The 24,707-nt window shown below is 53.7% G+C and carries 20 protein-coding genes and 2 pseudogenes; 10 read left to right on the top strand and 12 right to left on the bottom strand.

Annotated features, from left to right (window positions below; all coding sequences use genetic code 11):
• Positions 1-52: 52 nt before the first annotated feature.
• A complete protein-coding gene (tnpB, locus tag KW848_RS31605) occupies positions 53-388 on the bottom strand; it encodes an IS66 family insertion sequence element accessory protein TnpB (RefSeq protein ID WP_223530941.1) in 336 nt (111 codons plus the stop codon).
• Positions 385-702 carry a transposase gene (locus KW848_RS01010; protein WP_123366398.1) on the bottom strand — a complete coding sequence of 106 codons (318 nt, stop codon included), beginning with the start codon at positions 700-702 and terminating at the stop codon, positions 385-387. Before KW848_RS01010 ends, tnpB begins: the two co-directional genes overlap by 4 nt.
• 101 nt (positions 703-803) lie before the next feature.
• Between KW848_RS01010 and KW848_RS31600 the strand changes: the two are divergent.
• Positions 804-926 (top strand): annotated as a pseudogene (locus KW848_RS31600) (AbrB/MazE/SpoVT family DNA-binding domain-containing protein); the annotation flags it as partial.
• A gap of 447 nt (positions 927-1,373) precedes the next feature.
• Here KW848_RS31600 and KW848_RS01005 read toward each other — a convergent pair.
• Positions 1,374-2,828, bottom strand: a complete 1,455-nt coding sequence (locus KW848_RS01005) for a toxin-antitoxin system YwqK family antitoxin (RefSeq protein WP_218534788.1) — start codon at positions 2,826-2,828, stop codon at positions 1,374-1,376.
• 485 nt (positions 2,829-3,313) lie between these two features.
• On the opposite strand from KW848_RS01005, the gene KW848_RS01000 reads away from it, so the two are divergent.
• The 6 genes and pseudogenes from KW848_RS01000 to KW848_RS00975 all read left to right on the top strand — a co-directional run.
• Complete coding sequence (locus KW848_RS01000; protein WP_218534787.1) at positions 3,314-3,460, top strand: hypothetical protein; 147 nt, start codon at positions 3,314-3,316, stop codon at positions 3,458-3,460.
• A 39-nt stretch (positions 3,461-3,499) separates the two neighbouring features.
• Positions 3,500-5,077, top strand: a complete 1,578-nt coding sequence (locus KW848_RS00995; RefSeq protein ID WP_218534786.1) for a hypothetical protein — start codon at positions 3,500-3,502, stop codon at positions 5,075-5,077.
• A 480-nt stretch (positions 5,078-5,557) separates the two neighbouring features.
• Positions 5,558-6,901 (top strand): gluconate:H+ symporter, encoded by a 1,344-nt coding sequence (locus KW848_RS00990; protein ID WP_218534785.1) that lies wholly within the window; start codon positions 5,558-5,560, stop codon positions 6,899-6,901.
• A gap of 44 nt (positions 6,902-6,945) precedes the next feature.
• A complete protein-coding gene (locus KW848_RS00985; protein WP_218534783.1) occupies positions 6,946-8,298 on the top strand; it encodes a D-serine ammonia-lyase in 1,353 nt (450 codons plus the stop codon).
• Positions 8,299-8,346: 48 nt separating this feature from the next.
• On the top strand, positions 8,347-9,282 hold the full coding sequence (dsdC, locus tag KW848_RS00980) for a DNA-binding transcriptional regulator DsdC (RefSeq protein WP_218534782.1): 936 nt from the start codon (positions 8,347-8,349) through the stop codon (positions 9,280-9,282).
• Positions 9,283-9,799: 517 nt separating this feature from the next.
• Positions 9,800-10,006, top strand: a pseudogene (locus KW848_RS00975) (hypothetical protein); the annotation flags it as partial.
• 143 nt (positions 10,007-10,149) lie between these two features.
• Here the strand turns inward: KW848_RS00975 and KW848_RS00970 are convergent.
• From KW848_RS00970 to KW848_RS00945, 6 genes are all read right to left on the bottom strand, one after another.
• Positions 10,150-10,911 (bottom strand): hydroxypyruvate isomerase family protein, encoded by a 762-nt coding sequence (locus KW848_RS00970; RefSeq protein WP_218534781.1) that lies wholly within the window; start codon positions 10,909-10,911, stop codon positions 10,150-10,152.
• 80 nt (positions 10,912-10,991) lie between these two features.
• The gene (locus tag KW848_RS00965) at positions 10,992-13,394 is read right to left on the bottom strand and encodes an RND family transporter (protein ID WP_218534778.1); all 2,403 of its coding nucleotides are present in this window, start codon (positions 13,392-13,394) and stop codon (positions 10,992-10,994) included.
• Entirely contained in the window at positions 13,391-14,515 is a 1,125-nt protein-coding gene (locus KW848_RS00960; RefSeq protein ID WP_218534771.1) for a YCF48-related protein, read from the bottom strand. The genes KW848_RS00965 and KW848_RS00960 overlap by 4 nt, the downstream gene beginning before the upstream one ends.
• Before the next feature lie 88 nt (positions 14,516-14,603).
• A complete protein-coding gene (locus KW848_RS00955) occupies positions 14,604-15,956 on the bottom strand; it encodes a DUF1329 domain-containing protein (RefSeq protein WP_218438196.1) in 1,353 nt (450 codons plus the stop codon).
• Positions 15,957-15,980: 24 nt separating this feature from the next.
• A complete protein-coding gene (locus KW848_RS00950) occupies positions 15,981-17,633 on the bottom strand; it encodes a DUF1302 domain-containing protein (RefSeq protein ID WP_218534769.1) in 1,653 nt (550 codons plus the stop codon).
• 108 nt (positions 17,634-17,741) lie between these two features.
• Complete coding sequence (locus KW848_RS00945) at positions 17,742-18,251, bottom strand: heme-binding protein (protein ID WP_218534768.1); 510 nt, start codon at positions 18,249-18,251, stop codon at positions 17,742-17,744.
• A gap of 332 nt (positions 18,252-18,583) precedes the next feature.
• On the opposite strand from KW848_RS00945, the gene KW848_RS00940 reads away from it, so the two are divergent.
• Positions 18,584-19,267, top strand: a complete 684-nt coding sequence (locus tag KW848_RS00940; RefSeq protein WP_218534767.1) for a GntR family transcriptional regulator — start codon at positions 18,584-18,586, stop codon at positions 19,265-19,267.
• A 146-nt stretch (positions 19,268-19,413) separates the two neighbouring features.
• On the opposite strand, the gene KW848_RS00935 is transcribed toward KW848_RS00940, so the two are convergent.
• The 3 genes from KW848_RS00935 to KW848_RS00925 all read right to left on the bottom strand — a co-directional run bounded on the left by KW848_RS00935 (position 19,414) and on the right by KW848_RS00925 (position 22,638).
• Positions 19,414-21,060 carry a bifunctional 3-(3-hydroxy-phenyl)propionate/3-hydroxycinnamic acid hydroxylase gene (locus KW848_RS00935; RefSeq protein ID WP_218534766.1) on the bottom strand — a complete coding sequence of 549 codons (1,647 nt, stop codon included), beginning with the start codon at positions 21,058-21,060 and terminating at the stop codon, positions 19,414-19,416.
• Between the two features lie 125 nt (positions 21,061-21,185).
• Positions 21,186-21,746 (bottom strand): VOC family protein, encoded by a 561-nt coding sequence (locus KW848_RS00930; RefSeq protein WP_218534764.1) that lies wholly within the window; start codon positions 21,744-21,746, stop codon positions 21,186-21,188.
• Between the two features lie 40 nt (positions 21,747-21,786).
• The gene (locus KW848_RS00925; RefSeq protein ID WP_218534762.1) at positions 21,787-22,638 is read right to left on the bottom strand and encodes a fumarylacetoacetate hydrolase family protein; all 852 of its coding nucleotides are present in this window, start codon (positions 22,636-22,638) and stop codon (positions 21,787-21,789) included.
• Between the two features lie 125 nt (positions 22,639-22,763).
• Here KW848_RS00925 and KW848_RS00920 point away from each other — a divergent pair, with 125 nt between their 5' ends.
• Together KW848_RS00920 and KW848_RS00915 are read left to right on the top strand one after the other, a co-directional pair.
• Positions 22,764-23,345: an amino acid synthesis family protein gene (locus KW848_RS00920; RefSeq protein ID WP_218534761.1), complete on the top strand. Its 582-nt coding sequence runs from the start codon at positions 22,764-22,766 to the stop codon at positions 23,343-23,345.
• Between the two features lie 69 nt (positions 23,346-23,414).
• Entirely contained in the window at positions 23,415-24,530 is a 1,116-nt protein-coding gene (locus KW848_RS00915) for an alcohol dehydrogenase catalytic domain-containing protein (RefSeq protein ID WP_218534759.1), read from the top strand.
• Positions 24,531-24,707: the final 177 nt, after the last annotated feature.

Here is a 24,707-nt window from a genome sequence, read left to right as displayed (position 1 = left end):
GATTTTACCAAAGCAGATCGCCTGCGGCAGCAGGCCCAGGCGTTACAGCCTTTTAAAGGATAGTGATCGCGCCGCCGGCTCCAACGCGTTGCCAAGGCAGGCCGAGTACCAAAGCCTGAAGCTGCTCGATATCCAGCTCCACCTCGCAACCTTGTCGTATGCCTGGCCAGTGAAACTTGCCCTGGTTCAACCGGCGTGCCGCCAGCCAAACGCCGATCCCATCGTGTACCAGCACTTTCATGCGATTAGCCCGGCGATTGGCAAACAGATAAGCGCAGTGCGGCTTCGCCGCACCGAACACCGCAATCACCCTGGCCAGCGCAGTTTCAGTACCGGCGCGCATGTCCATGGGCTCGGTGGCGAGCCAGATGGCGTCAATGCGGATCATTGGGTGAGTCCGCGGACAAACCGAGCACATCCTTCGGGATCGGAAGTTGGCCATTTGACTGTGAGCGTTTGCTCGCCAAGCGGCAGCTCGATAGTCGCCGACGCTTCTTCCGGCCGTTTGGGGCTGGCTCTTAACGGGACAAAAGCCGGCAACACCACTGGCGGCTGGTCTCGATAAAGCGGCAGCCACTTGCGGATTACGTTGGCGTTGATGCCGTGACTGATGGCGACGCTGGATAGTGTCGCCCCCGGTTGCAGGCACTCCTGAACAACCTGGGCCTTGAAGGGTTTTGGATAAGAGCTTCGTTGGCGCATGGAAATCCTGACGTTAAGGGCTATCGCGTCCACTTAAAAATACGCGGACACCATCGCCCTTAATGCTGAAATTCGGAAGGTGACTTGGCCGGACGCTTACGCTCGAACTGGATGTCGGCGACGCTGTGTACCTGATAGAAGAATTTGTTGGCAACACGCGCTGCCTTGTCCTATCAAAAAAGCCTCAAATCGCGGATCGAATAGACGAGTTCACGGAAGCATGAGATAGCGGACAGCTTGAAAACGCCCAGGAGAAATGAAACAGCCGCAATGCGCTTCTTGAATCAATCGTGGTGGGCCTACTGTGGAGTGAAGGCATGTGAAGACTTGGGGTCGAGCCGGGCTTAAGCCCGAAGAAGCGATAGCCAAATTAGCTTTAGCTCCGAAGTCCTACAAGTCGCCTATCGAATATCACTACAGAGTTGATCAGGCCGGGCGCACAACATTTGCGCTCGTAGCGGGCTGGTTGTTAGGGGCAAGGGGAGGTGGGGAGCCGAGCTATGTTGAGCTAGGCTCCCACTGCTTCCAAGGTGAGCCGCTAACGACGTAAATGGGCCTCCATAGTCAGGATGAGAGAGCACGCTGCTGCTCAAACTACCTTGGGGGGGCATCCTTACCTCTGCCTGAGATTGCAGCACCTTAACCAAGTGCCGCAAAGTCGAAGCTCCAGATTATTTACAGTCTTGCTCAAACTCCTCGAGCATATCCGCAGGGATCAATGCCTCGGAATCTTCCGCGTGAACTGCATCAACCTTCCGCTGGACGCAAGTGTCCGAATCTCCGCTGATACCTGGTATTGCGACCACAGGTTCCGAGGATGCTAGTGTCGCCCCTGCAGCAGATGTTTGGCCCGGCGCCGGCATGTCCACCAACTGCAAGTTTTCTCCCCGTATTCCCTGCCCTGAAAAGCGACTTGCTTCTTCAAAATCAGGGGTGCTGGTAACGCCGTTTCCATAGCGGTCTTCATCTATCAGAGCCATTTTCCCTGGATGCTCCGCGCTCAAGCTCGGAGCCAGTGCGGCAAGGATCTGAGTAGGTTTACCGTTGTTCCAGAAGATAACGGCCTGCAGCTCACCCTTATCGCTGAACACCCTCTCCTGCCCCTCTTTGACAACGCTCTGGGTTGGTAGTGTTGTACGAACCCCGATGCCTTGGAACTGGCTGTCCTGCTTATTACCGGCCCATACCGTAGCCACTGCACTCTGCAGGATGCCCTTGCTCCATTGCAGCTCGCGAATCAGGTGGCCTTGATCGTCCCAATACTGCTCAACGCCATCTTTGCTGAGGTCGCTTGCCATGTAGCGATTTGCATCTGGAATGATTGCGAGACCAGTGTAGTGATGTACGTGCGCTCCGGTGTAGCTGTACTTATCTACGGTGCGAGAGCGAATCTTGTCGTGGTCGAAGACACTAAGCTCTGTGACATTGCCCCGAGCGTCCATTTGCTTCTGGACACCATCCATTACATCGTTATCGTAGATGTTCTCGCTGGCTAGGTACCAGCGATTGCCATCGATGCTGTAGTCCTGCTGCAGGCCTTGCTTCTTGCCGTTAACGTAATTGCGGTGCTGGGTACCCCGGTTGTCGAACCCGCTTTGCAGACCGTTCTTCCATTCGAGGTCTGCAATTTTTTCCTTGCCAGCACTATCCCAAGCACGTTCACGACCATCCTTACGGCCTTCGGTGTAGCTTACCTCTAGAATTTTCTCGCCGGTCTGGGCGTCGTACTGCTCCTGAACGCCATCTTGCCGACCGTTTTTCCAGTGTTCAACGACCACCTTTTTGTTGGTCTTGGGATCGAAGCGCTCGGCCTTGCCGTCCTTCTTACCTGCCTTGAATTCACCGGTAGCAACCACTGTGCCTGCGTTGTCCGCACACTTCATGTCCCCATCGGGAAGCCCTTTTTTGAAGTCGACAATGCATGTGCCGATATTGAAGAGCCCTAGAACTGAAATGGGGTAATTCGTGACACGACCGGTGAACGGATCTTCGGCGTGGATTTTATACAAGAGGCCTTGTATTTCTTTAGTTTGACGGGCGTCAATTTCTTCGTTGCAGCCAGTGAGGCTGAGGGTGGCCAATCCAATGGCACCAATCGCGAAAGCGCGACCTGCGATAAATCTCACCTGAAACTCCTGTTTGGTATACAACGGCCCTCTGGCCGTGATGGGGCTTATAAGTCCCGAGTTTGCGCAGCTTGGCTCCCTCAGGAACGCTTTGCGTACACATCCTTAACGTCAGTGACACCAAAACCTTGAGAAGAAATGAGGCTGGTTGCGTGCCCTTTGGAAACGGCGGTCGTAAACGTTGTCGCCTCTCCAGCGCCGCCTTCGCGACGCGGCTCTATTATTACGCTTGCACGCTGCGCTTACCTTTGCTGTTTGGCCCATCCTATCAATGAGCATCGGTCACAGGCAGTAGGTGTCGGTGGGGTACGGGGGTAAGAAGCCGTATGCGGGAGTGTGTGTGTGTGTGCAATAGCCTCCTCCTCGCAAATGGTCTCCAGCCGAGCCACTGCTTTCCCTCATGGAAAAAACACGTCGCCATTTTCGACATAGCGAGGCCAGGGGGTGCTCGTTAACCTGCGCTCTCCAACACAGGAGATCGTTACATGAACCAGAAGAACCCTCAGCACCACACGCAACAAAATCAACGCTCTGACGCGCTGAATACCAATCGAGGTACCACGGGATCAAACAAGACAAATGACCACGTAAATGGGAATCGCGGCAAGCAATTAAACCCGAACCAGAAGTAAATTCTCAACGGGCAAGGACGCCCACACAAGGACGAAAAGATGGACAGACTTTACACCTCACCAACGCTAGGCGATGTGGTGAAATATCTGGTTGACGCTTCTGGAATCATGCCTAGAAAAGCTCGCGATCGATTGGACAAGACTGAGTTTGACGAAGTCATGGCCAAAACTTACCAGAAGCGTATGCAGCGACTGGCCAAAGAAGACTGCGACCTGCAGCGAACAATGGATGAAATCCTGCAGCTCCATGCCGATGCCCTCTGCCGTTATATCCGCTGCCCTTTCCGTGCTACACAGATGAGCGAGCTGCTTAGTGATCTTTATGAGTCGTACACCACGATGATCAAGACGCAAGGCACGTTCATGACAAAAGCCAATACCGTGCGTTATTTTTTGACTACCCACGGGATCGACGTGGCAGTGCGATCCCTTGCTAGGGAGTGGATAAGGTTTCAAGGGTATATCTACGCATCAGCACAGCCACCAGAGCCGTTTTGGTTCTTGCCGACAGAGACTGGTGAGAGTCTGGTGACGCCACTCGATAAGGTGCTTGCATGGGCCCATGCATCGTGCGGAAAGAGTCTGGCGACATTTCATTACCCTGTTGGGGTCGATGACCCGGCCCATAAGCTCAAGCGCAATGAAAAAGCCGCCCGTAGCTGGACGAGCGCGAAGCGACCGCCGTCTTTACCCGTACTGGTTAGAAACCTTGATGAGTCCTTCGAAGCTCAGGCTGCCGAGGGTAAACCTGTAGACCCCGAGCTTCAGAAGGCGATCGTGACGTGCGCAACCATCGCCCGAATGACCACATGTATTGCGTTAGACATTCGAGACGCTTTTGGGCACGAGTACCTGCGAGAGGTTATCGGCCAGATTCAGCTTTACGCAGGCTGGATTAGCACTGAGATCCACGAGTACATGGTCAATCTGGCAGAGGAAGTCTTGAAGCAAGATCCGCATAGCAAGCCCCAGACCAGGGTGGATCTAGGTATCAAGATGGCTCCTGGTTTTTGGGCGTTTTTCGAGTCTAAACGAACCATGGCCAAAGAATTACAGCGGCCGCACATGGATGAAAAAGGAGGTGTGCCAGCACCAGTCATCGTGTGGACGGAGGCTAGATATGGAGCCTACGCCGCAAGACTTCATCTAGACATAATTTCACGCTGGCAGCTGCGCAAACCTGCAAATTTGGACACCTATGTAGAAAGCGCTCTCGCGATCAAAAAAAATCCACAAGCTACCTTGAACGATGTAAATCGATTCTGCGACAGAGCGGATTATGCTGAAGTGGCCGCGCGCTTGCCTTGGATTGCCCATTGGCTGCGCGGGGTCGCGTGCTATCGGACTGGTGATTACGAAGCGGCCTCCACACATTATGTTCGTGCTTTCGAGCACGCCAAATACAGTGCCGGTGAGATGCAATACCTTCTGGTGAATCAGTACCTAGAAGTGATGGCCAAAAACAAACGGTGGCTGCCATTCAAGCAAGGCGCTCAATGGGCATGCTTCTTAGGAATCTCGATTCGATACCTAAGAGACAAAGAGCCCACAGAAGAAAATATGCGAAACGCCTTCGGCATTCTGGGTCTCACCCAGATGCAATATACGAGCTTGTGAATTCGCACGCCCTGAGCTCGAAAAAACGTGTCAGCCCTTTGGTTGGCACACACCGCTCGTGACGGACAATGGCCGTATTGCCGCTGCCCGGGCAAGGCATGTGAAGGCTTGGGGTCGAGCCGGGCTTAAGCCCGAAGGAGCGATAGCCGTAGTAGCTTTAGCTCCACAGCCTAACAAGTAGCCAGAACGCCCCACTCCATTCTGCTAAGAAGATCAAAGACGGCCTTCGTTTCCATCCTTGTCCTCAACATTTCCAAAGGGCGTTTCGAACCAGCCCATGAACGGTGGTGCTCGTCCATTCCGCTGCAGTGTCGATATGCCTCTTCCTAGGAGGTGAGATGTAAAAACGATAGGTGACGGAGCGTCATCTACAGCCTGAGGAATCATCGTTTGTACCAGCTATAGCTCTGAAATTTAATCCATCGCAAACAACTAACAATAACTCGCAAGGATGTGAACTGCGATGGAGCAGATCCAAACATGACCCCTACGTATTCCCTATTGACCCTAGGAGCGTCAATCCTACTGATCGTAGTCCTGATCGGTAAATTCCGTGTCCATCCGTTCCTATCCCTCATCGCAGCAAGCCTGCTAGTGGGGATTGGGACAGGAATGGCCCCAACAGCAATCGTCTCGGCTTTTGAGAAAGGCATGGGCAGCACGCTAGGTTTCCTTGCCGGCATCATCGGTTTAGGCAGCATTCTCGGCAAGCTGCTTGAGGAGTCTGGCGGCGCCAAACGCATTGCTACCACGCTCTTGAGAGTGCTGGGTGAGAAGAATGCCTCTTGGGCGATGATGCTGGTCGGCTTCATTGCAGGTATTCCAGTTTTCTTCGAGGTCGGATTTGTCCTCCTCATTCCACTGATCTATGTCGTCGCCCGTCAGACCAGGATCAACGTGCTGTATTTGGGAGTACCGTTGGCCATCTCACTGATGGTTGTCCACTGCATTCTCCCTCCGCATCCAGCCGCCACTGCGATTACAGGCATGCTAAATGCCGACATCGGTAAGGTGATTCTGTACGGACTTATCGTCGGTTTGCCAACGGCGGTTATTGCCGGGCCCATCTGGGTGAAGCTGACCTGCACTCGGGAGTCCCCTGAGGGGCAAGCTCAGTTTCTGGCTGCCCGTAGCGAAGCGGTCATCGACGACAGTAAGGCACCAAGCTTCGGTATGGCGATGGTGACGGTGCTTCTGCCGTTGGCACTGATGGTAGGCAAGACACTTGCTGCACCTTTGCTAATGAAAGGTTCAATGACGCTTGAGTGGGTTTCGTTCATTGGCAACCCGCTGATTGCTCTCGCGCTGTCGATTTGCTTCGCGTACTGGTCGCTTGGCCTGCGACGTGGACTTGGCATGGGCGCCTTGCTCAATCTAACCAACCGCTGCTTCCCGCCGCTAGCTGGCATTCTCTTGATTATCGGAGCCGGCGGCGCGTTCAACGACATGTTGGTAGGCAGCGGTATTGGGAAGGTTCTGGCGGACGTGCTAGGGCAGTCCCAAATCAATCCGATCATTTTGGCATGGCTGATCGCTGGGTTAATGCACTTCGCTGTTGGTTCCGCCACGGTCGCCATGATTAGCACCGCTGGCATGGTTCTGCCCATCTTGGGTCAGCACCCTGAATACAGCCCTGAGATACTTGTTATCGCCATCGGTGCAGGCGCAATCGGCTGGACGCATGTCACTGACTCTGCGTTCTGGGTCGTAAAAGAATACCTGGGTATTCCCTTGTCTGAGGCCATCAAAAAATTCACTGGCGCCACCGTGCTCGCCTCCTCTACCGCGCTGGTATTTACGCTAATACTTTCCAGATTTGTGTGATGAACCTTCCCTCTTCACCTACAACTTATCGAAAGGAAGTTCCTATGATTCAAGGTAAAACACTAGACGCCTGGTATGAAAGCCATCCCATTATCAAGGAGCTGGTCTCACTTCAGGAAATCACATGGTTCAATCCAGCTATTGCATCGGTGTCCACCGCACTTGGGGATGTAGGCCTGAACCATAACGACGTCAAAGATGCCAGTGAACGCCTCCGCCGCTTCGCACCCTACATCGCCAAGGTGTTTCCAGAAACGGCAGCGGCGCACGGGATCATCGAGTCCAGTATCCAGCCACTGAGAAAATTTCAGCAAAGGCTTCTGAGTGAAGCCGGCCTTCCGGACGTCGGTTCTCTGTGGCTCAAGAAAGACAGCGATTTGCCTATCTCTGGCTCGATAAAGGCGCGAGGGGGTATCCATGAAGTGCTCAAACATGCTGAAGACCTCGCCCTGCAAGCAGGGTTGATCAAGCTGGACGATAATTACGAGGCATTGGCCAGCGACTCTGCGCTTGAGTTCTTCAGCCGCTACAAGATTGCGGTCGGCTCCACGGGCAATCTTGGACTATCCATAGGCATCATGAGCGCCAAGTTAGGCTTTCAGGCAACTGTCCACATGTCGTCGGATGCCCGCCAATGGAAGAAGGATAAGCTACGGGCCAGTGGTGTGACTGTGGTCGAGTACGAGTCCGACTACAGCGTTGCGGTCGAAAACGGGCGCCTGCAAGCCGAAAATGACCCTGCCTGCTACTTCATAGACGATGAAAACTCGCCACATCTGTTCCTGGGCTATGCGGTTGCAGCCGAGCGCCTGGCTCGACAGTTCGAATTGGCGGATGTACGAGTGGACGCCGATCATCCTCTCTTCGTTTATCTGCCCTGCGGTGTTGGCGGAGGCCCTGGAGGCGTTGCGTTTGGATTGAAACTTGCCTTTGGCGATGCAGTGCACTGTGTTTTCGCAGAACCGACCCACTCCCCATGCATGATGCTCGGGGTTTATACCGGACTGCATGACGAGGTGAGTGTTCAGGACTTTGGCATCGACAACGTCACCGCAGCTGACGGGTTGGCTGTTGGCCGCCCCTCCGGCTTCGTAGGAAAGGCGATGCAGCGACTTATCGATGGTTACTATACCGTCACGGATGAAGAGCTTTATCGCCTGATGTTCCTGGCCCACGAGCTTGAAAATGTAAAACTGGAACCATCGGCTTTGGCAGGTGCGCCAGGCGTTGTGCGGGTACTCAAAAATAAGAAGTATCTGGAGCGCATCGGTGTCTCTACCGCTAAGTTAGCCAACGCAACGCATTTGATTTGGGGAACAGGCGGAAGCATGGTACCCGCCGCAGAGTTCACTACCTACCTTGATAAGGGCCGCGCTCTGCAACATCCTCCGCAGTAACGACAACGCATCGTTCGTCGACGGCGGTTGACTTGAAGGGGTACAGCAATGCCAGAACTTGGTCTTACGAAAGCTTCGAAGCTTAACGGAGCCCATCTGTCCAACCTGCATACTTTTCTCGTCGCCGCCCGCCATCTCAGTTTCGCCCGCGCAGCGCAGGAACTGTGCCTGACCGCTAGCGCAGTAAGTCACCGGATAGCTCGTCTGGAGGAGGAGCTATCGCTCAAACTTTTCCACCGTTTGCCTAGAAAGGTCGAGCTGACCGATGATGGTGAGCGGATTTTCAAGGTCATGCAGCAAACCATGGATAAGTTATCCGAGGCTGTGCAGGAGCGTTCGCACGCTCAGATTGAAGGGCAACTGTGCTTCTATGCCAGACCTTCGGTAGCACAGTGCTGGCTGGTTCCGAGGCTATCCGATTTCACTGCACGCTATCCAGGGATTCAACTGGATGTTCGGGTTGGCAATGAACCGATCGACTATCGAACCCGACGTATTGACTTGGTGCTTTGCTATTCGAACGGTGAGCACCCTGGCCTTGAAAGCGTTCGACTGATGCCAGAGCGAATTGCGCCAGTGTGCAGCCCAGAATACGCCGAGGCACATGGTCTGGTAGGACATCCCGAGCGCCTGTCGCAATGCACTGCACTGCATGATGTCGCGGCGTGGGACAACATTTCGTTCGATGCGGAATGGCGTCTATGGCTTGACGCGGTTGGCGAGCCCACCGAACTCCCCAGTCGCTTCATGACGTTTGACCGCTCGGATTTGAGCACCCTGGCCGCAATCAATCATGCAGGTGTGGCGATTGGCCGGGAGCAACTGGTTCGCAAACGAATTCAGGATGGCGAACTCGTACTTCCGTTCGGTGGATTTAGAGAAGCAGTTAACTATGGCTACTACCTAGTTCATCCTACTCACGAAACGATGCCCAAAAGGCTTCAGGTGCTGATCGATTGGCTCATCGAGCAAACGGATAATTGAAACGTTGAGACTGCCTGTAGCTGAACATCTGAGTCCCGCTCTTTGAACGCTTGTCGCTCCAACACTCGATCAACTCATTAGTTCTATCAGGAACTCGTGAGGCTTTGCTGAGCACAATTCTACGAGTGTGTTGGCACCAACGCTGAGTTGACCTACGTGCCGACGCTAGCCTGACCCAACTCCAATCAGCAAAATTCCAGCACAGGAAACGGTTTGCGAGGAATCAGACTGGGTCAGTGGCATCTCGGTAACTGGATCAATTTGGCGTCGGCGCCAACAACTTCCCCTTGCCGGGTGTGTAGAGGACTTTCACCTCCAAGTCACCAGCGAGGCCACCACAGCCAAGCTGGTTGCGCTTGCGCGCAACGCGCCATGCCTGGCGCACCCATAAAAAAGGGCCCTCACGGGCCCTTTTGTACTCAAATCAAAATCACTTCGTCAGCCAAGACTCGACGGTGTCCGTCCGTTCTATCCGATCTCGTGCTGCTACGCTGTACGCTTCCACGGAGGAATCGCGATGTCCAACGCAGACCTGCTCCCTTCCCTACTCTTCAAGATCAATCAAAATCAGCTGGCTCTCGAAGCAGCAATCATGGAGCTAACGCTTTGGGTTGAACAGCACGGATCAGCGGAGGTCGCCGACAACGTTCGTGGTGCTTTGGACACAATCAGCAAGAACGAAGAGTTCATCAATATGACGCTTGCGGTGCTGATGACGCCTGAGAGAGAAGCTCACCAGCGTATAGATCAGCAGGGCCCATCGGCCCGAAGGATCGAGCTCCTCGTTGACGCCACTTCATACCGCAGCTTAACTATGGGCACGCCCATCAGTACCCGGCCTTGCGAAACCATGGCCGGGTCTCATTATCAAACGACGACACGATCACGCCAGCTTATACCTTCGAGTGTGCCGATAGCAGGTTGATACTCACACCCAACCCACCCTGTATAAGAATGTGAATTTATCAAATCAAGAACTCTAGCTAGGTTCAAATTACCGATATTTGGCTCATGCCGTCCTGGGTATCCGGCAATCTGTAAATGGTCGGATTGAGGAAGAAGGAGATCGAGGCAAGCAAGAGGATCCAACCGTTCCATCGCTGCATGATAAAGATCCAAGATCAGGCCTAGCCCTTCAAGTCTCTGCGTCCAGCTGACGGCTCCCGCCAGTGTCCGAATGAAATAGCCTGGCACTGAATTTTGATTGATGGCTTCAATCACAACCTTTACGCCATGACGTCCAGCCTCCTCGATGGCCCAGCGCATGTTGTCGTCAAACTGCCCCCCTGATACAGCGTAATTTTTCTGCTCAACCACTCCAGATAGCACGTGAAGCAGTGGACTTCCTCCTTCGACGGCATATTCAAGTCCCCGGTCAAAATCCTCACGAAAGTCCCTAGCCATTCCGGACTGAGCAGCTAGCCCTTTACTACCAGGTCGTAGAGGAACTGTTGCCAATACTTGTTGAAGGCCTGTGCGACGTAAAGTTCCAGCTATTTCTGCTGCCGCCATGTCGCGAGGAAAACTGAACTCAACAGCCTCAAAGCCAGCGTCCCGTGCGGCGCTAAATCGATCCTCGAAAGACCATTCGGTGAAGAGCAAGGTGAGGTTCGCTGCATATTTGATCATTGAGTTAATCAAGCCATCGTGTTTTAGATGCACAACGAGTGCGGATTCAGCGCTACTGAATCCGCACTCGTATTTGGAAATTACGCTGTTTCAGGAAGGGATTTTGGCTTGAGCAGAAAGTGCGCCAATGCCGGAACCAATACCAGCGCGCCCACCATGTTCCAGATGAACATGAACCCGAGCAAGATGCCCATATCAGCTTGGAACTTGATAGGTGACAGCACCCAGGTGAGGACGGCAATGCCCAGCGTGATCCCAGTCATCACCACCACTTTCCCCGTGGAAAGCAGGGCCAGGTAGTAAGCATCCGACAGGCTTGAGCCATTTCGCAGATTGGTGAGTGTTACGCTGAGGATGTACAACGCGTAGTCCACACCAATACCCACCCCCAAGGCGATCACGGGCAACGTCGCGACCTTCACTCCGATGTTCAGCCCCACCATTAATGCTTCGCACAATATGGAGGTCAGCATCAGCGGCAGAACCGTACACACGACCGCACGCCAGGATCTGAACGTAATGAAGCAAAGCGCGATGACAGCGGCGTACACCATGAACAGCATCTGCACGTTCGAACGCTTCACCACGATATTGGTAGCCGCTTCGATGCCGGCATTGCCTGCCGCATTGAGGAACTGGATCTGATCCGAGTTATGGGTCGCCGCGAACTGTTCGACGGTTTGAACCACGCTGGTGAGCGTGTCTGCCTTGTGATCCTTCAGATAGACATACACCGTCAGCAGATCGCAATTCTGGTTGAACAGCTCTCGCGGCGCTCGGGTGATGATTGCATTCAACAATCCCTGGTTACGGGGTATCTCGTACCAGGTCATGCTGCCTTCATTCATGCCGGCAGCTGCCTGCTTACTCAGCGCTGCTAAAGACGTCGTGGATACCACACCCGGCAACTGCTGAAGCTGCGCTTCCAGCGCATCGACTGACACCAAGGTTTGGTAATTGGCGCAATAGTATTGGGGCGTTTTTACCATCACAACATACTTGTCGCTACTGGCGGAAAAGTTACTGACCATGAAGCGGTTATCGCTGTTGTAACGCGATTCAGGACGCAGTTCCGGTGCCCCGGGATTCAAATCGCCGATCTTCACATGAAGGCTCACCGCAAAGCCTGCCACTCCTAGAATCACGGCGACAATGATTGCTCCGCTAGCCCACTTGCGTTCGGTGAATCGATCCAGAAAAGCCCAAAATGGATGGCGGGTGTGATGAGTATCTAGCTGCGAGAACTTGTCGTTCGCCGCTTCACGCTGTGCAGCGGCTTTGCTGACACCTGTGTATGACAACAGAATCGGTAGCAGAATCAAGTTTGTGAAGATCAGCGTCAGAACGCCAATCGTCGCGGCAACAGCTAGATCCTGAATGACTGGAATTTTGATGATCATCAACACGGCAAAACCTACGGCGTCCGCCACCAGTGCCATCAGCCCAGTCAAAAACAAACGGCGAAAGGTGAAACGTGCGGCCACGAGCTTGTCGGCTCCGCGCCCAATGTCCTGCATGATGCCATTCATTTTCTGGGCGCCATGACTCAATCCGATCGCAAACACCAGGAACGGGACGAGGATCGAGTATGGATCGAGATCAAACCCCAAGGTGGGCAGTAATCCCAGTAACCAAACAACCGCGACAATCGAGCACAGCAACACCAACAATGTGCTGCGTACGCAACGGGTGTACCAGAACAGCACGATGCCGCAAATTATCAATGTCGCGGCGAAGAACAGCTGCATCTGCCGCATGCCGTCAATCAGATCGCCCACCACTTTGGCAAAGCCAGTGATGTGGATTTTGATGTTATCGGTTTCGTACTTGGCTCGGATCTGTTCGAGCTGGCCAGAAAGAGCGTTGTAGTCCAGAGGTTTGCCGTCGTCCGACGTAATGTCCTGCAGAGGTAACAGTACGATGCTGGATTTGAAATTGGAGGCTACAAGCCTACCTACTTCGCCCGACCGATCAACGTTTTGCCGAACCTGATCAAGACTCTTGGCAGAGCCATCGTAATCGTCAGGTATGACTGGCCCGCCATCGAAACCCTCTTCAGTCACGCCGATCCAACGAGTTGCCGGAGTCCACAAAGACTTCATGTATGAGCGGTCGACGCCGGGGAGTAGAAACACCTCATCGTTGATTTTCTTGACCGTCTCGAGGTAGGCAGCATCAAAAATACTGCCTTGTTTGGCCTCAACCGCAATCCTCAAAGTGTTGCCACCCTCCCCCAACTGTCCCCGGTTTTTCAGGTAGTTCTGCACATATGGGTGATCTGTTGGGATCATTTTTTCGAAGGCGGCATTAAGCTTCAGGCTCAATGCCTGATAACCCAGTATCAAACTGAGCAACACGCAAATGCCCAAAATGATGCTGCGATTATTGAATAGAAGCCTTTCAACCAAGGTGCCAGACGAAGGATCGAAAGCATCTGGCTGAGGGATGGTGTGATGCTCCGCAGAACGTGTATAGCTATTCATTGATCGTGCTCCGGCAAGTCCACTGCAACTGCGGACGAAAGCATGCCGCGCGCACTACTGATGATCAGGTTGCCGTTCGCGGCTTGTGCCATGCCTGTGAAATAACTGGGTTGAGCAATTTGGAGGACAGCTGCTTTGGCATTGCCATCTGCGAATCGCAACACTCTTCCCGACTCATCGGTGAGCAGCACCGATCCATCGGCAAGACGCAACCCACTGGTCAAAGTGACGGGCTGTAAGGTGTCGAGGGGCTGCCAAGTATCGCCGCGATCCTTAGACTCAAATGCTTTGCCGCGAAGCCCAAATGCCACAATGGAATTGCTGTTTGTCGCTTGGAGCCCGAAGGTCGTTCCCTCGTAAGGTGATGTCAGCGGCTCGAAGGTTTTTCCCTCGTCACTTGACCGAAACAGAGTGCCCTGTTCGCCGGCAATGAAGAGATCCCCTCCCACCCGTTCGATGCTGTAGAGATGCAATCCGTTTGGGTTATCGATACGAGAACGGATCGACTGCCAGCTGAGCCCGCCATCATGGGTGACAAACGCCAGACCGTAAGCGCCCACCACCAGTCCGTTTTTGGCGTCCAGAAAGAGCGTATCGAGCAGCGGTTTGTCGGGGCCATCGTCCACGAGTTGCTGTGCTTGAGCTAAACGCTCTTGCATCTTTTCAGCGTCGTCGGAACCTTCAGTTGCCTGCTTGGCTTCCTGGAGTTCGATTTCGGCCGCTTGGACGCCATCCAGTTGCTTGTTCCAGCTCAGTCCGCCATCTCGAGTGTGTAGAACGACGCCAGCATGCCCGACGGCCCATCCTTCGACATCGTCGATGAACCGAACCTTGACCAGCGTCACGCTGACAGGGGAACCAACTTGTGACCAGCTAACGCCATTGTCATCGGAAACAATAATGAACCCGCGCTCGCCCACAGCTACCAAGCGATGCCCCGCCCGCGCAACGCTGAGCATGACCGATTGAGCCGCCATTGAACTGATTATCGATGGCTGCATTGGCAAGCCATCGGTTTGTGCGGATGCTGAAGTGCTCAGGAACGCCGCCACGACCGACGCGCCCAACAACAGTGCCTTGAGCGGAAGACCTGAGTTTAACCTTAGTGTTTGATTACTCATTTGTGAGCCTCGATGATGCGTTTCCTTGGACACCGCGTCAGTGACCCAGCGTCCAAGTAACCCATGTGTGAATTAGCTGTTTCGAGGCTCAGCGCACTGACCCTGACGCTACCGAGTTACCGGTAAAGAAGTTCTCGGGCTTGCGCGGAATTACGCTATAGGTTTCGCCGTTGAGGCTTTGCACGACGCTGTACGTCTTGGCTTGCAGGTTGTAGATCACCACCGGTTTTACTACTACTGCTGGGATCGAAGGGACAACAAAGGGAAGCACCTGGGAGACGCGCCACAGTTTGCCCTCGGCGTCGTAACCATCCGCCAGAGAGACCGTCCAACTATCTTCATCGATGAAGAATTTGCGTTTAGGTACTGCATGGCGCTTGCCTGGTGCAACAGTGGCCTCAAGCTCCCAGACACGATGGAGTTCCCAGCGCACCTTGTCTGGATTGAGGTGGTTAGCCACGAAAGCGTCGTCACGTTTTTCGGCATTGAACTTGTTGTCGTTGTACGGGATGTACATTTCTTTTTTGCCAACGAGCTTCCAGTCATAGCGATCCGGATGGCCGATGAAGCCATGCACTTCATCAAAGTAGTTAGCTCCCGACGCTACAAAATCGGGTGTGTCATAGCCGACAGTGGGAGCACGGCGCACTCGGCGCTGGCCTACCAAATACTGCCAGGCCTCACGTGGTTCTTGCACATTGATACTGTCGTGAGTCACCAGCGACTCACCAGCCTTAAAGGGTGGCTCGTTGGTCAAAAAGCGCAACAGCGCATATTGTCCCGACCATTTATCTGCACTGCCGTCTTTGTAGTAATACGGATATTGCCAATTTTCGACGCCACGGCTTGCGAGCGTGCGGGTTCCGTCAGCATTACCAATGACGTTGGCATACCCCATCTGAATGGATTCTGCCTCTACACGCAGCAGAAAATTCCAGATGACCTCATTACCTGTTTTCGGAATAGGAAACGGAATTCCGCCGTAACAGCCCTCTACTGACAAACCGTTGCTGGTCGTTTTGCAACGAGTCGCGTTGGCGAACGTGTTCTGATAAACGCTATCAGGTGCTGCGGCAGTACGGTGGGTCGGGTATACATCCAAATGGAAAGTATCGGGATATTTGGCCAGTAAGGCTTTCGTGCCTTCGCTCAACTTGTCCGCGTATTGCCCAGCGTTTTTGGCAGTTATCTGCAGCACCGGCTTCTCGCCTGGGAACGGATCCGCCGGCATATCGCCCAACTTTGCCCCTGCCACTTCCTTGGTCAACCCGCCTGTCCAGGCGGGGATGGAGCCGTCAGCATTTCCTGCTTTTTCGGCGCCCATGGGGGTCAATGTGGTCTTGAGCTTCGCCGCCTCTTCAGGGCTCACTGCCGCGAATGCGGTGCTGGCACACATTGAGATAGACAGGGTGGAAAGCAGCAGCAATTTAATTTTTGTCATTATCAGGGCCCGCCTTTACTTTGCTTAAAAGGTTCGCTGGATCGAGAACGCCACGAAGTCTCTGTCTTTCATGTTTTGCTGGTAGGTGAATGAGTTGGAGGAGTTGATGACAGGCCCCGCTTCGCCAAAGAAATTGGTGTAGCTCAGGGACGCATACCATTGCTTCTTGTAATCAGCCTTGAGACCTAGTGTCAGATCCCCACCATGCTCAGGGCCAAATGCTTGAGGTGTGACTGAAGAGCGCCCGGACGGGTTGTAGCCAATGGTGATTGGGGCTTGAACGTCGATCCCAGGAAAGACTTGGAAGTACTGAGGCTCAAAGGTGAACCGCAGTGCGAAGGCATCACGCGTTGTGTTGGGATCCAGCTGATCGGCATTCTTTGTCACACTCAACCGACGGTTGAATGCAAGCTCGCCGATGAGTGAGGCACCATCCCAAAGTGCCGATCCGCCATACACATTGACCATCGACACTTGGGCATGCCACGAGCGACCAATGGGGTAAGCCGGCTTGGAATCGTTGTCAGATTCCAAGCCGGTAATAATCGTTCCACCAACACCTGCCAGCGGTGTATCGACCCGGATTGACGTCTCACCCGCAATGTTCGCTTCACCGACCAAGGTACTGAAACTTGCGCCAAAGACCTTAATATCCTCGGGATAAACGTTGACGAAAGTGTCATCTGCTCCAGGCACCAAAGCTGCTGGTCGGAAGTAAAACACCGGAGTTTTTTCGTGGTACTTAGCCGCGTAGAGACCAAACTCCCAGTCTTCGATAGCAAATTTCAGTTGAGCGCCAAACTGGCCTGAATCCTTGGCTTCAATGTCCTTGCCGTGAAGTAGCGCACCCGTGGGGAAAAATACACGCTCGCCTCCTTCGCCGACAAAATCCGCGCCGCTGAAGTAGCTGCCCGCCGCAGGAAGACGAGTTTTGTTCCACTCAAATTGGTAGTAAGCGCCGACACTGACTGTATCGTTCAGCTGCCAGTTACCTGACACCTGTTTGGTGGGCATCAGGATCTCCTTGAACTGGGAACCGGGGACGGACTGAAGCTTCACCAGATCGACAGTGGACTGCGCGTTAGCGATACCGTTGGCCCCGAAAAATAGACTTTCGCCATAGATTTGCGTGAACTGCCCCAACCGCCCAGACAACGAAGTGCTGCCGATCTCCTTAGAGCCGTAGACAAACGCATCGAGGATTTCGGTATTCTGTTCATGGATGCGGCGGGTGTCGCTGGTGAACTCATCGTGATCGACGCTCACGGAGTTGGCGGTACTAGGCGAGTCGTTATCATTGTCGTGGCTGTAAACAGTGTCGTACCAAGAAGCAGCACTGAGACGCGCGCCGACGTCCTTGTACTTGATGTCAAATTCGGACAAGACATCCAGGCGATTGGAGATGAGCCCGCGATCAAAATTTCGGTCGCCGTCGTCCAGGTTGGGATTACTGTTGGAAGTGCCTGGGCCAACCGCGACCTTGTGATCAAGTTTGTTTACACGCCAGGCGTTGCTGTACTTGATCGTGTTGTCCCAAGTCGCCGAAAGATCGGGGTTACCTGTGTCGATCTGAAAGGCTTGCGATGACGTTGAGAGGCTCAGCAATACCGTTGCGCTGACCGCGCAGGCAATGCTGGAAACCGGCAACGGGCAGAGCCGTTGGTTGGCTATTTTCATGAAGATGTTCCTGTTTTTTTGTTTTTGTAAAAAGGTCATCCACTCACAGCATTGGCTGCGAATACATCAGGGTGCTGCGTAACGCTCTGAGCTCCTTTCTTACCCGCCTTATCGTTCTTGATGGACGGCCAACGCTTGTAAGCCGGCCTCCACAAGGACGATGTCCAGTTGCGACTTCAACCCGCTTACGGCGACCCCACCTACGACCTCACCCTCGACAAGAATCGGAAGCCCGCCTTCGATCGGAAAGACGCCGTGAATCATCCAAGCGCCTACCCGGCCAGCCGCGACCATCTCCTCGAAAAACTTGGTGGGCCGGCGAGTGAGCGCGGCGCTGCGGGCTTTATCAATGGCCGTTTGGACAGACGAGACGGATGCGCCATCAAGCCTTCTGAACGTCATTAAGCAACCCGCCTCATCGACCACGGCCATGGATACCTTCCAGCTCTCCTTGGTGGCTTTTTCCATGGCCGCCATGAGCATCAATTCAGCGTCTGCCAACTCGAGAACCTGCTTCGTTTTCATCACACGCCTCTGAACCTTGAGTTCGGGATCGATGTAAGCCAATACAACAATGCGTAAAAGTACATTTGATGCACTCGACATATCTTTGTGCACAAAACGTAATCCTGAGCAAATTTAAAGTCAAGAAGATTCTCGAGGGCAAGTATTCCGTTGCGCAGATACGGGCGAGATTTGAAGAAGGCATACGGTGCCACCCGGTTGGGGGCTCAAACGACGGCACGTTCAGGAGGTAAGGAAAGAATCGGGAAGGGATACAGGTGGACGCTGCAGAGGTAGAAAGCAAATTAGAGCGTTCGGCAGAGTCGCTTACTATTTTACGCTTGCAGCGCGGGGAAATTTATGCGCAATTCGGGCACTAGCCATTTGCACCAAATGGTGTTTTGCGCATAAAATCCGTTTAATGCAAATTCCAGGAAGCTCCGACCATGATCACCTCCCCCGGCAGTCCGCTAATCGATGTCGCGCTGACGAAGATGAAAAAAGCGATTGTTTGCTGCGAACTGGCCCCGGGCGAAAAACTCAAGGTTGCCGAACTGTCCAAAACCTATGGGCTTAGCAGCTCCCCCATTCGTGAAGCGCTTAATCGACTGACCCAGGACGGTGTCGTAGAAGCCAGCGACAACAAGGGGTTCAGGGTCGCACCGATCTCCACTACCGACTTCCGCGACATTACGCGGATGCGCTGCCTGCTTGAGTGCGAAGCGCTAAGTGATGCCATCCAGTTTGGCGACGATGCCTGGGAAGCCGATGTACTGGGTGCGTTTCACCGTTTGAATCTGATTGAGAAAAAACTGGGAAGTGGCGTACTCGCACTCGACGATGAGTGGTCTACCCGGCATAAGGCCTTCCACTTCGCGTTGTTTGCGGCATGTCCATCACCGCTGATGCTAAAGATGATCGACTCTCTATTCGACAGAGCAGAGCGCTACAGGCGCTTTTCCGCCAAGCAGCGGATCACTCCAAGACATAAAGGAAATGAGCATCAAGAGTTGATGGATGCTGCTCTGGCACGAGACTCAAAAGCTGTGACGCTCTTACGCGATCACATCCAAAACACCTTGGGTCGAACCGTAGAAGCCATCGAGCGTCAACAAGCTACGCTTCAGTAAATCATCGACCTGCCACGGGTTTCGGGTTTCCGGCTCGATGACGTTGTCACGCGTCATCGACAGCTGCATTTAACGTATCCCACAAAAAAACCCTTCACCTCGCAACTGCTTTCGTGGGCAGTACGAAGCAAAGGGCGTACTGCTCCTTACAAGGTTATCGCTTGCGCAAACCTGATCGTCTTATCGCAAGCGCCGCCACTATTCTGCAGAGCCTGTTCAGGTTCTTTGCACCACAACGCAAGCTCCATGCCCTCAAGCATCTCCATCGCCCAGGCGACAGTGACTGCCCCGCCGTAAACGTAGTGATCCGGCCGCACGATGACCACATTGCAGCCACGACGCTCCAGCCATTCGGCCAGCACGCCGTCAACCTCTTCGTAATCATCAACAGCGCGTGTGCCAGACTGTTGGGAACTGACTAACCGAACGACCTGGATAGGCAGACCTTTCAGCGATTGGCTACTTCGCAGACATCTTAATAGCGCGCTGGCGTCGAACCCTGGCGCAATGACCACTCGAAAGGACTGTCCGGTAAACTCATCCAGCAGTGCCTTCTTGCCGGCATGGTTGATGACCATCGGTTGCGGAAACAGCTCACCGGCAGGCGGAACATTGGCGATAAAGCCTTGGTTCAAACCAGGAATCAGCGATTGCCTGATGGTGCCTCCCGGATTTTCCGTCATTTGCTGGATCAAGCGCGCATCGCGGATCGCTGCTTTCTCGCTGTCACGCTCGCAAATCACCCCGCCGAATTCTTTTGCCGCCATCGTGGTTTGGCGGACATGAGGAATGCGTTCGGTCTGGTAGGTATTGAGGAACGCCGGAGCAGCCAAGCCTTCTTTAACCAGCGCCAGTTTCCAAACCAAATTCAATGCATCGCGAATCCCTTGGCACATGCCTTGTGCCAGAAAGGGGGGCGTCATGTGCGCTGCGTCCCCGAGGAAAAACACCCGGTCGGACTTCCACTGCTCCAGAATCAGTGCATGGAATCGGTAGGCAGACGCACGCCACAGCTGATAGTCGCCCTCAGGTAACCAGCGGGCGATCAGCTTTTTGATCGCTTCGGGTTGTGAGATTTCCGTCGGCTGTTCGTCAGGGTTAATCATGAATTCCCAACGTCGATGCTGACCCGGCCCGACGACGAAGGTACATGGCCTGGCCAACTCGCAAAATTGCACGTTGGTCTTTGGTAGATGCTCGCCCGCCCCTTCGTTGAGGATTACGTCAACCACGAGCCATGGCTCGTCGAAGGCTAGATCCTCCATTTTCAACCCTAGACGGGTACGGATTGGACTGGTGCCTCCGTCACACGCCAACACATAGTCCGCAGTGACTGTGCGCTCGGTTCCATCCTTGGCCTGGATGCGAACAACCGCCTGTGAACCTTTGGAATCTACCGACAGAACCTCTGAACCGAGTTCCACGGTGACCGACTTCATATCCGCAATTTTACTGCGTAGGGCGCGCTCGACGGGGGGCTGTGAGAAGACATAGTTAGGCGCCCAACCCAGCGGATAGGGAGGTTTGGCGGCATCAATGCGTTTGATCAACTGAGAACCAGTGGTACGGTACTCCGAAGGACGATACGGCATGACATGCTCAGCAATGTCATCGGCCAACCCAATATTGCCGAACACACGCATCACTTCGTGATCAAAACCCATAGCCCTAGGGTTGGTGTACACCGTCTCGGACTTATCCACGACGAGAGCGCTTAGCCCCCACATGCCGGCGAGATTTGCGCACAGAGCACCCACTGGCCCCATTCCAACAATGATGACATCGTAGTCCATCGTCAACTCCGCTTTTTGTTTTTCTCTACTGCGACTTCTGGTTGATGAGCAGACTTTTGCGCCCCCATCAACCAGGCTTCAACGACCACTGATTGGAGCAGGCTATATAGCCCTTCCAAATGTCATTAGCCGATACGAACGCGCTGCTCTTCGATCTTCGCCCGTATGGATTCCTTCCATTGCTCGCGAGTCTGGAAACCGGGACGGCGCTTACACATAGCCTCGGTCTGGGCGAGGATAGCCTCAGTCGGCATCTCGAGATCCAGCGGTTCCTTGCAAGGTTGTGCGGTGTAGAACGGCGCATCGACATACATTTCGATGGGATTGCCTTCAGGATCTTTGAAGTACATCGACCAAGCGTTGCCGTGATCCACCTGTGCAATCCCTTCAATTCCGCTTTTCTTGGCGAATTGATAGTACGTTTTCAGGTCGTCGAGGGAGTCCAGGAGAAACGAAAGCTGATTGATCGGGTTGAACGGTAGGTCGACTGGTTTTCCGTCAAAGAGAACGACCTGATGATGTAACTCAGGGTTCTGAGTCATGAAGAACAAACGGTGACCTGTAGAAGCGACCCCCTTGTCACTTACGATGAAACCCAAGGTGCGGCAGTAAAAATCAACCATCCGGTCGAGGTCTTCGCAAAACACGCCGGAGTGGGTGAAATTGATTTTAGGTAATGCGGACATTTGGAGCCTCCAATTTTTATGATTGTGTAGAGGGCAACGCTTAGACTTCGTCAATAACACCATTCGACAGCGTGCCAATCTCAGTAATCACCACTTCAAAAACATCACCAGGCTTCAGAAAAATCGGTGGATTGCGTTTGAAGCCAATGCCGCTCGGAGTACCAGTTGCCAGAATATCTCCAGGGTTCCATGGAAGCGCTTTCGATACATACGAAATCAAATGAGGAATGTCGAATGCCAGCTCCGAAAGGCTGCCTTCCTGCAGTTGCTCGCCGTTAAGTACCCCCCGCACAACCAGCTTTCGGTAGTCTGAAATTTCCGATGCCGGAACGAGCCAAGGCCCCAGAGCACCCGTTTTTCTGAAGGTCTTACCCATACCGTACTGGTGCGTATGGAACTGCCAATCGCGGACGCTGGCATCGTTGAAGCAGGTGTAACCCGCAACGTGATCCATCGCGTCCGCCGGATCGATATGTGCACCACCCTTCCCGATCACAACCGCCAATTCGGCCTCGAAATCAAATTGCTCTGAGACTTGAGGTCTAACCAGTGGTTCGCCGTGGGGCAAAAGAGTTTCGGCGAAACGCTGAAAAATCACTGGAAACTCGCCGACCTTTCGGCCCGCCTCTTCAGCGTGAGCAACATAGTTAATGCCTACGCAAATCACCTTTCCAGGATTGGGTATCACTGATTCCAACTGGATACTCGAGAATGGGTAGTCAGGCTGCGCAGCATCAATAATCTTGCGCGCCTCCTGAAGCAAGGACGGGTTGCTCAGAAAAGTCGCGAGATCTGGCACTTCCGAGAAACGGTTGGTCAGTTCAACCACTCCGTCACCGGCCACGGCACCGAAATGGGCTTCTCCTTCTTTACGGTACGAAATCAGCTTCATCTTGCCTCTCCTATTTTTGTGCATAAAAACTAACTTCTTGCACCATACATCATTAAATGCATAATGCAAAAGGCCGGCTTAAAAAAATAGCGAGCCCATGAGGCTCTCGGTTCTGGAGGTTACGCATGTCGCTTGTGATGGTTCGAAAGGTCAAGCTGGACGTTGAAGAGGTATTCCACGAGGGCGGGCCTCGTTTGTCAGCCCCGCTGCGGATTGCAGTAGCCACGGCGGTGGTCGCCAATCCTTACGCAGGTAAGTATGTAGAAGACTTGCTGCCGTTTATGCAGGAACTGCGAGCTTTAGGCGCAGAGCTTTCGGAGCAACTGATCCATACCCTGGGCGGAGCTAAACACGTACAGGCATATGGCAAGGGCGCAATCGTTGGTGAAGACGGTGAGTTAGAGCACGGCGCCGTATGGCACGAAGCAGGTGGCTGGGCAATGCGCGAAGCGCTAGGCAACCCGAAGGCGATCGTCCCTGCGGCCAAAACTATTGGCGGCCCAGGCTGCCGAGTGATGATCCCACTAGGGCATATCCAAGCTGCATACGTTCGTAGCCATTTCGGCGTTGCTGAAATGACTGTATGGGATGGCCCTCGCCGTGGCGAAATTGCCTTTGGCCTAGCCATGGCTACAGGCGGACGGATACATGCACGATTGGGCGGTCTCGCTGCCTCCGACGTAAAGGGCGAAGACGGACTGCGTTAGTGCCTTAGATTTGAAGCGTGCTCCAAAGGTTAGATACCACTACAAAAACAATATGTGTTGGAGAACATCATGACTGCAAAAAAAATGCGCGCTGCACGCCTGTACGAAGGCGGCAAACCCATGGTCATCGAGCAAGTTTCTGTACCCGAAATCCGCCCTACTGAGGTGCTGGTCAAGGTGAAGGCATGTGGGATCGTCCCAAACCTGCACAACATTCTGACAAATTGGGTTAAGTGGTTCCCTCAAAATCCGCTGCCAAAACTTCCTGCCATTTTCGGGCTCGACCCATCAGGTGTCGTCGAAGCAGTAGGTGCTCAGGTCTACGACTTCAAGGTGGGTGACCGGGTGTACGTTAACCCTGGCAGATACTGCGGTTCCTGCCGGGCATGCCGTGCGGGCAACACCATTGCGTGCACTGCCTATACCTTCAACGGCTACTTCGGTTTCACACCAAAAAGTCCCCGCATGTTCGAAGATTACCCTTACGGCGGCCTCTGCGAGTACATCCCTGCGCCCCAATACAGCTTGGTCAAGCTGCCTGACAATATCAGTTTTGAAACGGCTGCACGCTTGGGTTACATGGGCACCGCTTACAAGGCGCTTCTCAAGGCGAATGTTGGCCCTGGCAGTACCGTACTCATCAACGGGATTAGCGGGACGCTTGGTCTCGGTGCCGTCGTCCTGGCGCTTGCTTTAGGTGCTCGTAAAATTCTCGGCACTGCCCGCAATCAAGATTTGTTTCAGAAGGTGAAAGACCTCGCAGCTCCTGGGCGAATTGAAATTCACACGCTCGGTACTATTCCTACCAACGAATGGGCCCACGAGGTTACGCATGGCGAGGGAGTGGATGTGGTTATTGATGCCTTGGGCCCAGGCGCACCGCACGAAAGCCTGACCCAAGCTCTCAAATCTCTGCATCGTGGCGGACACTTAGTGAACATTGGCGCTATCGCTGGTGAAGTCCCTATCGACCTGCATTGGATCATGGACAACGACATCCAGATCAGTGGATCTGCCTGGTTCACCACTGGTCAAGGACAAGCTATGGCTGACATGGTTGAGTCTGGTGTGCTGGATCTTTCATTTTTTGAAAATACGGCCTTCAAGCTAGAAGACGTCAACAACGCGATTACCGGTATCGAAAACCGCCATGGCGGCTTCAGCAACTACGTCATTTGTCCTTGATGCACGCAGCGAGGGGAGCGGTTCGCCCTTCCCTCGCTGCCTCTTTGACTGCTCGTTGAGTAATCCAAATGAAAATAAGAAGAATCGTGACCGGTCACGACGAACAAGGGAACTCCGTGTTCGTTTCAGATGACTACGCCCCAAGAGCTCAATCTTTTGCCTCAATCCCTGGACATG

This window comes from Pseudomonas sp. PDM25 (assembly GCF_019219045.1).
Lineage (GTDB): Bacteria > Pseudomonadota > Gammaproteobacteria > Pseudomonadales > Pseudomonadaceae > Aquipseudomonas.
This window is presented reverse-complemented; position numbering and strand designations above follow the sequence as displayed.

Bases quoted from the DNA above. Each gene is read 5' to 3' on its own strand.
- KW848_RS00935 (WP_218534766.1), bottom strand. From the start codon at position 21,060: ATGGACTACGATGTCATCATTGTTGGAATGGGGCCAGTGGGTGCTCTG.
- KW848_RS00925 (WP_218534762.1), bottom strand. From the start codon at position 22,638: ATGAAGCTGATTTCGTACCGTAAAGAAGGAGAAGCCCATTTCGGTGCC.
- KW848_RS00915 (WP_218534759.1), top strand. From the start codon at position 23,415: ATGACTGCAAAAAAAATGCGCGCTGCACGCCTGTACGAAGGCGGCAAA.
- KW848_RS00950 (WP_218534769.1), bottom strand. From the start codon at position 17,633: ATGAAAATAGCCAACCAACGGCTCTGCCCGTTGCCGGTTTCCAGCATT.
- KW848_RS01000 (WP_218534787.1), top strand. From the start codon at position 3,314: ATGAACCAGAAGAACCCTCAGCACCACACGCAACAAAATCAACGCTCT.
- KW848_RS00955 (WP_218438196.1), bottom strand. From the start codon at position 15,956: ATGACAAAAATTAAATTGCTGCTGCTTTCCACCCTGTCTATCTCAATG.
- KW848_RS00940 (WP_218534767.1), top strand. From the start codon at position 18,584: ATGATCACCTCCCCCGGCAGTCCGCTAATCGATGTCGCGCTGACGAAG.
- KW848_RS01010 (WP_123366398.1), bottom strand. From the start codon at position 702: ATGCGCCAACGAAGCTCTTATCCAAAACCCTTCAAGGCCCAGGTTGTT.
- KW848_RS00990 (WP_218534785.1), top strand. From the start codon at position 5,558: ATGACCCCTACGTATTCCCTATTGACCCTAGGAGCGTCAATCCTACTG.
- KW848_RS00965 (WP_218534778.1), bottom strand. From the start codon at position 13,394: ATGAATAGCTATACACGTTCTGCGGAGCATCACACCATCCCTCAGCCA.
- KW848_RS00920 (WP_218534761.1), top strand. From the start codon at position 22,764: ATGTCGCTTGTGATGGTTCGAAAGGTCAAGCTGGACGTTGAAGAGGTA.
- KW848_RS00985 (WP_218534783.1), top strand. From the start codon at position 6,946: ATGATTCAAGGTAAAACACTAGACGCCTGGTATGAAAGCCATCCCATT.
- KW848_RS00995 (WP_218534786.1), top strand. From the start codon at position 3,500: ATGGACAGACTTTACACCTCACCAACGCTAGGCGATGTGGTGAAATAT.
- dsdC (WP_218534782.1), top strand. From the start codon at position 8,347: ATGCCAGAACTTGGTCTTACGAAAGCTTCGAAGCTTAACGGAGCCCAT.
- tnpB (WP_223530941.1), bottom strand. From the start codon at position 388: ATGATCCGCATTGACGCCATCTGGCTCGCCACCGAGCCCATGGACATG.
- KW848_RS00970 (WP_218534781.1), bottom strand. From the start codon at position 10,911: ATGATCAAATATGCAGCGAACCTCACCTTGCTCTTCACCGAATGGTCT.
- KW848_RS00960 (WP_218534771.1), bottom strand. From the start codon at position 14,515: ATGAGTAATCAAACACTAAGGTTAAACTCAGGTCTTCCGCTCAAGGCA.
- KW848_RS00930 (WP_218534764.1), bottom strand. From the start codon at position 21,746: ATGTCCGCATTACCTAAAATCAATTTCACCCACTCCGGCGTGTTTTGC.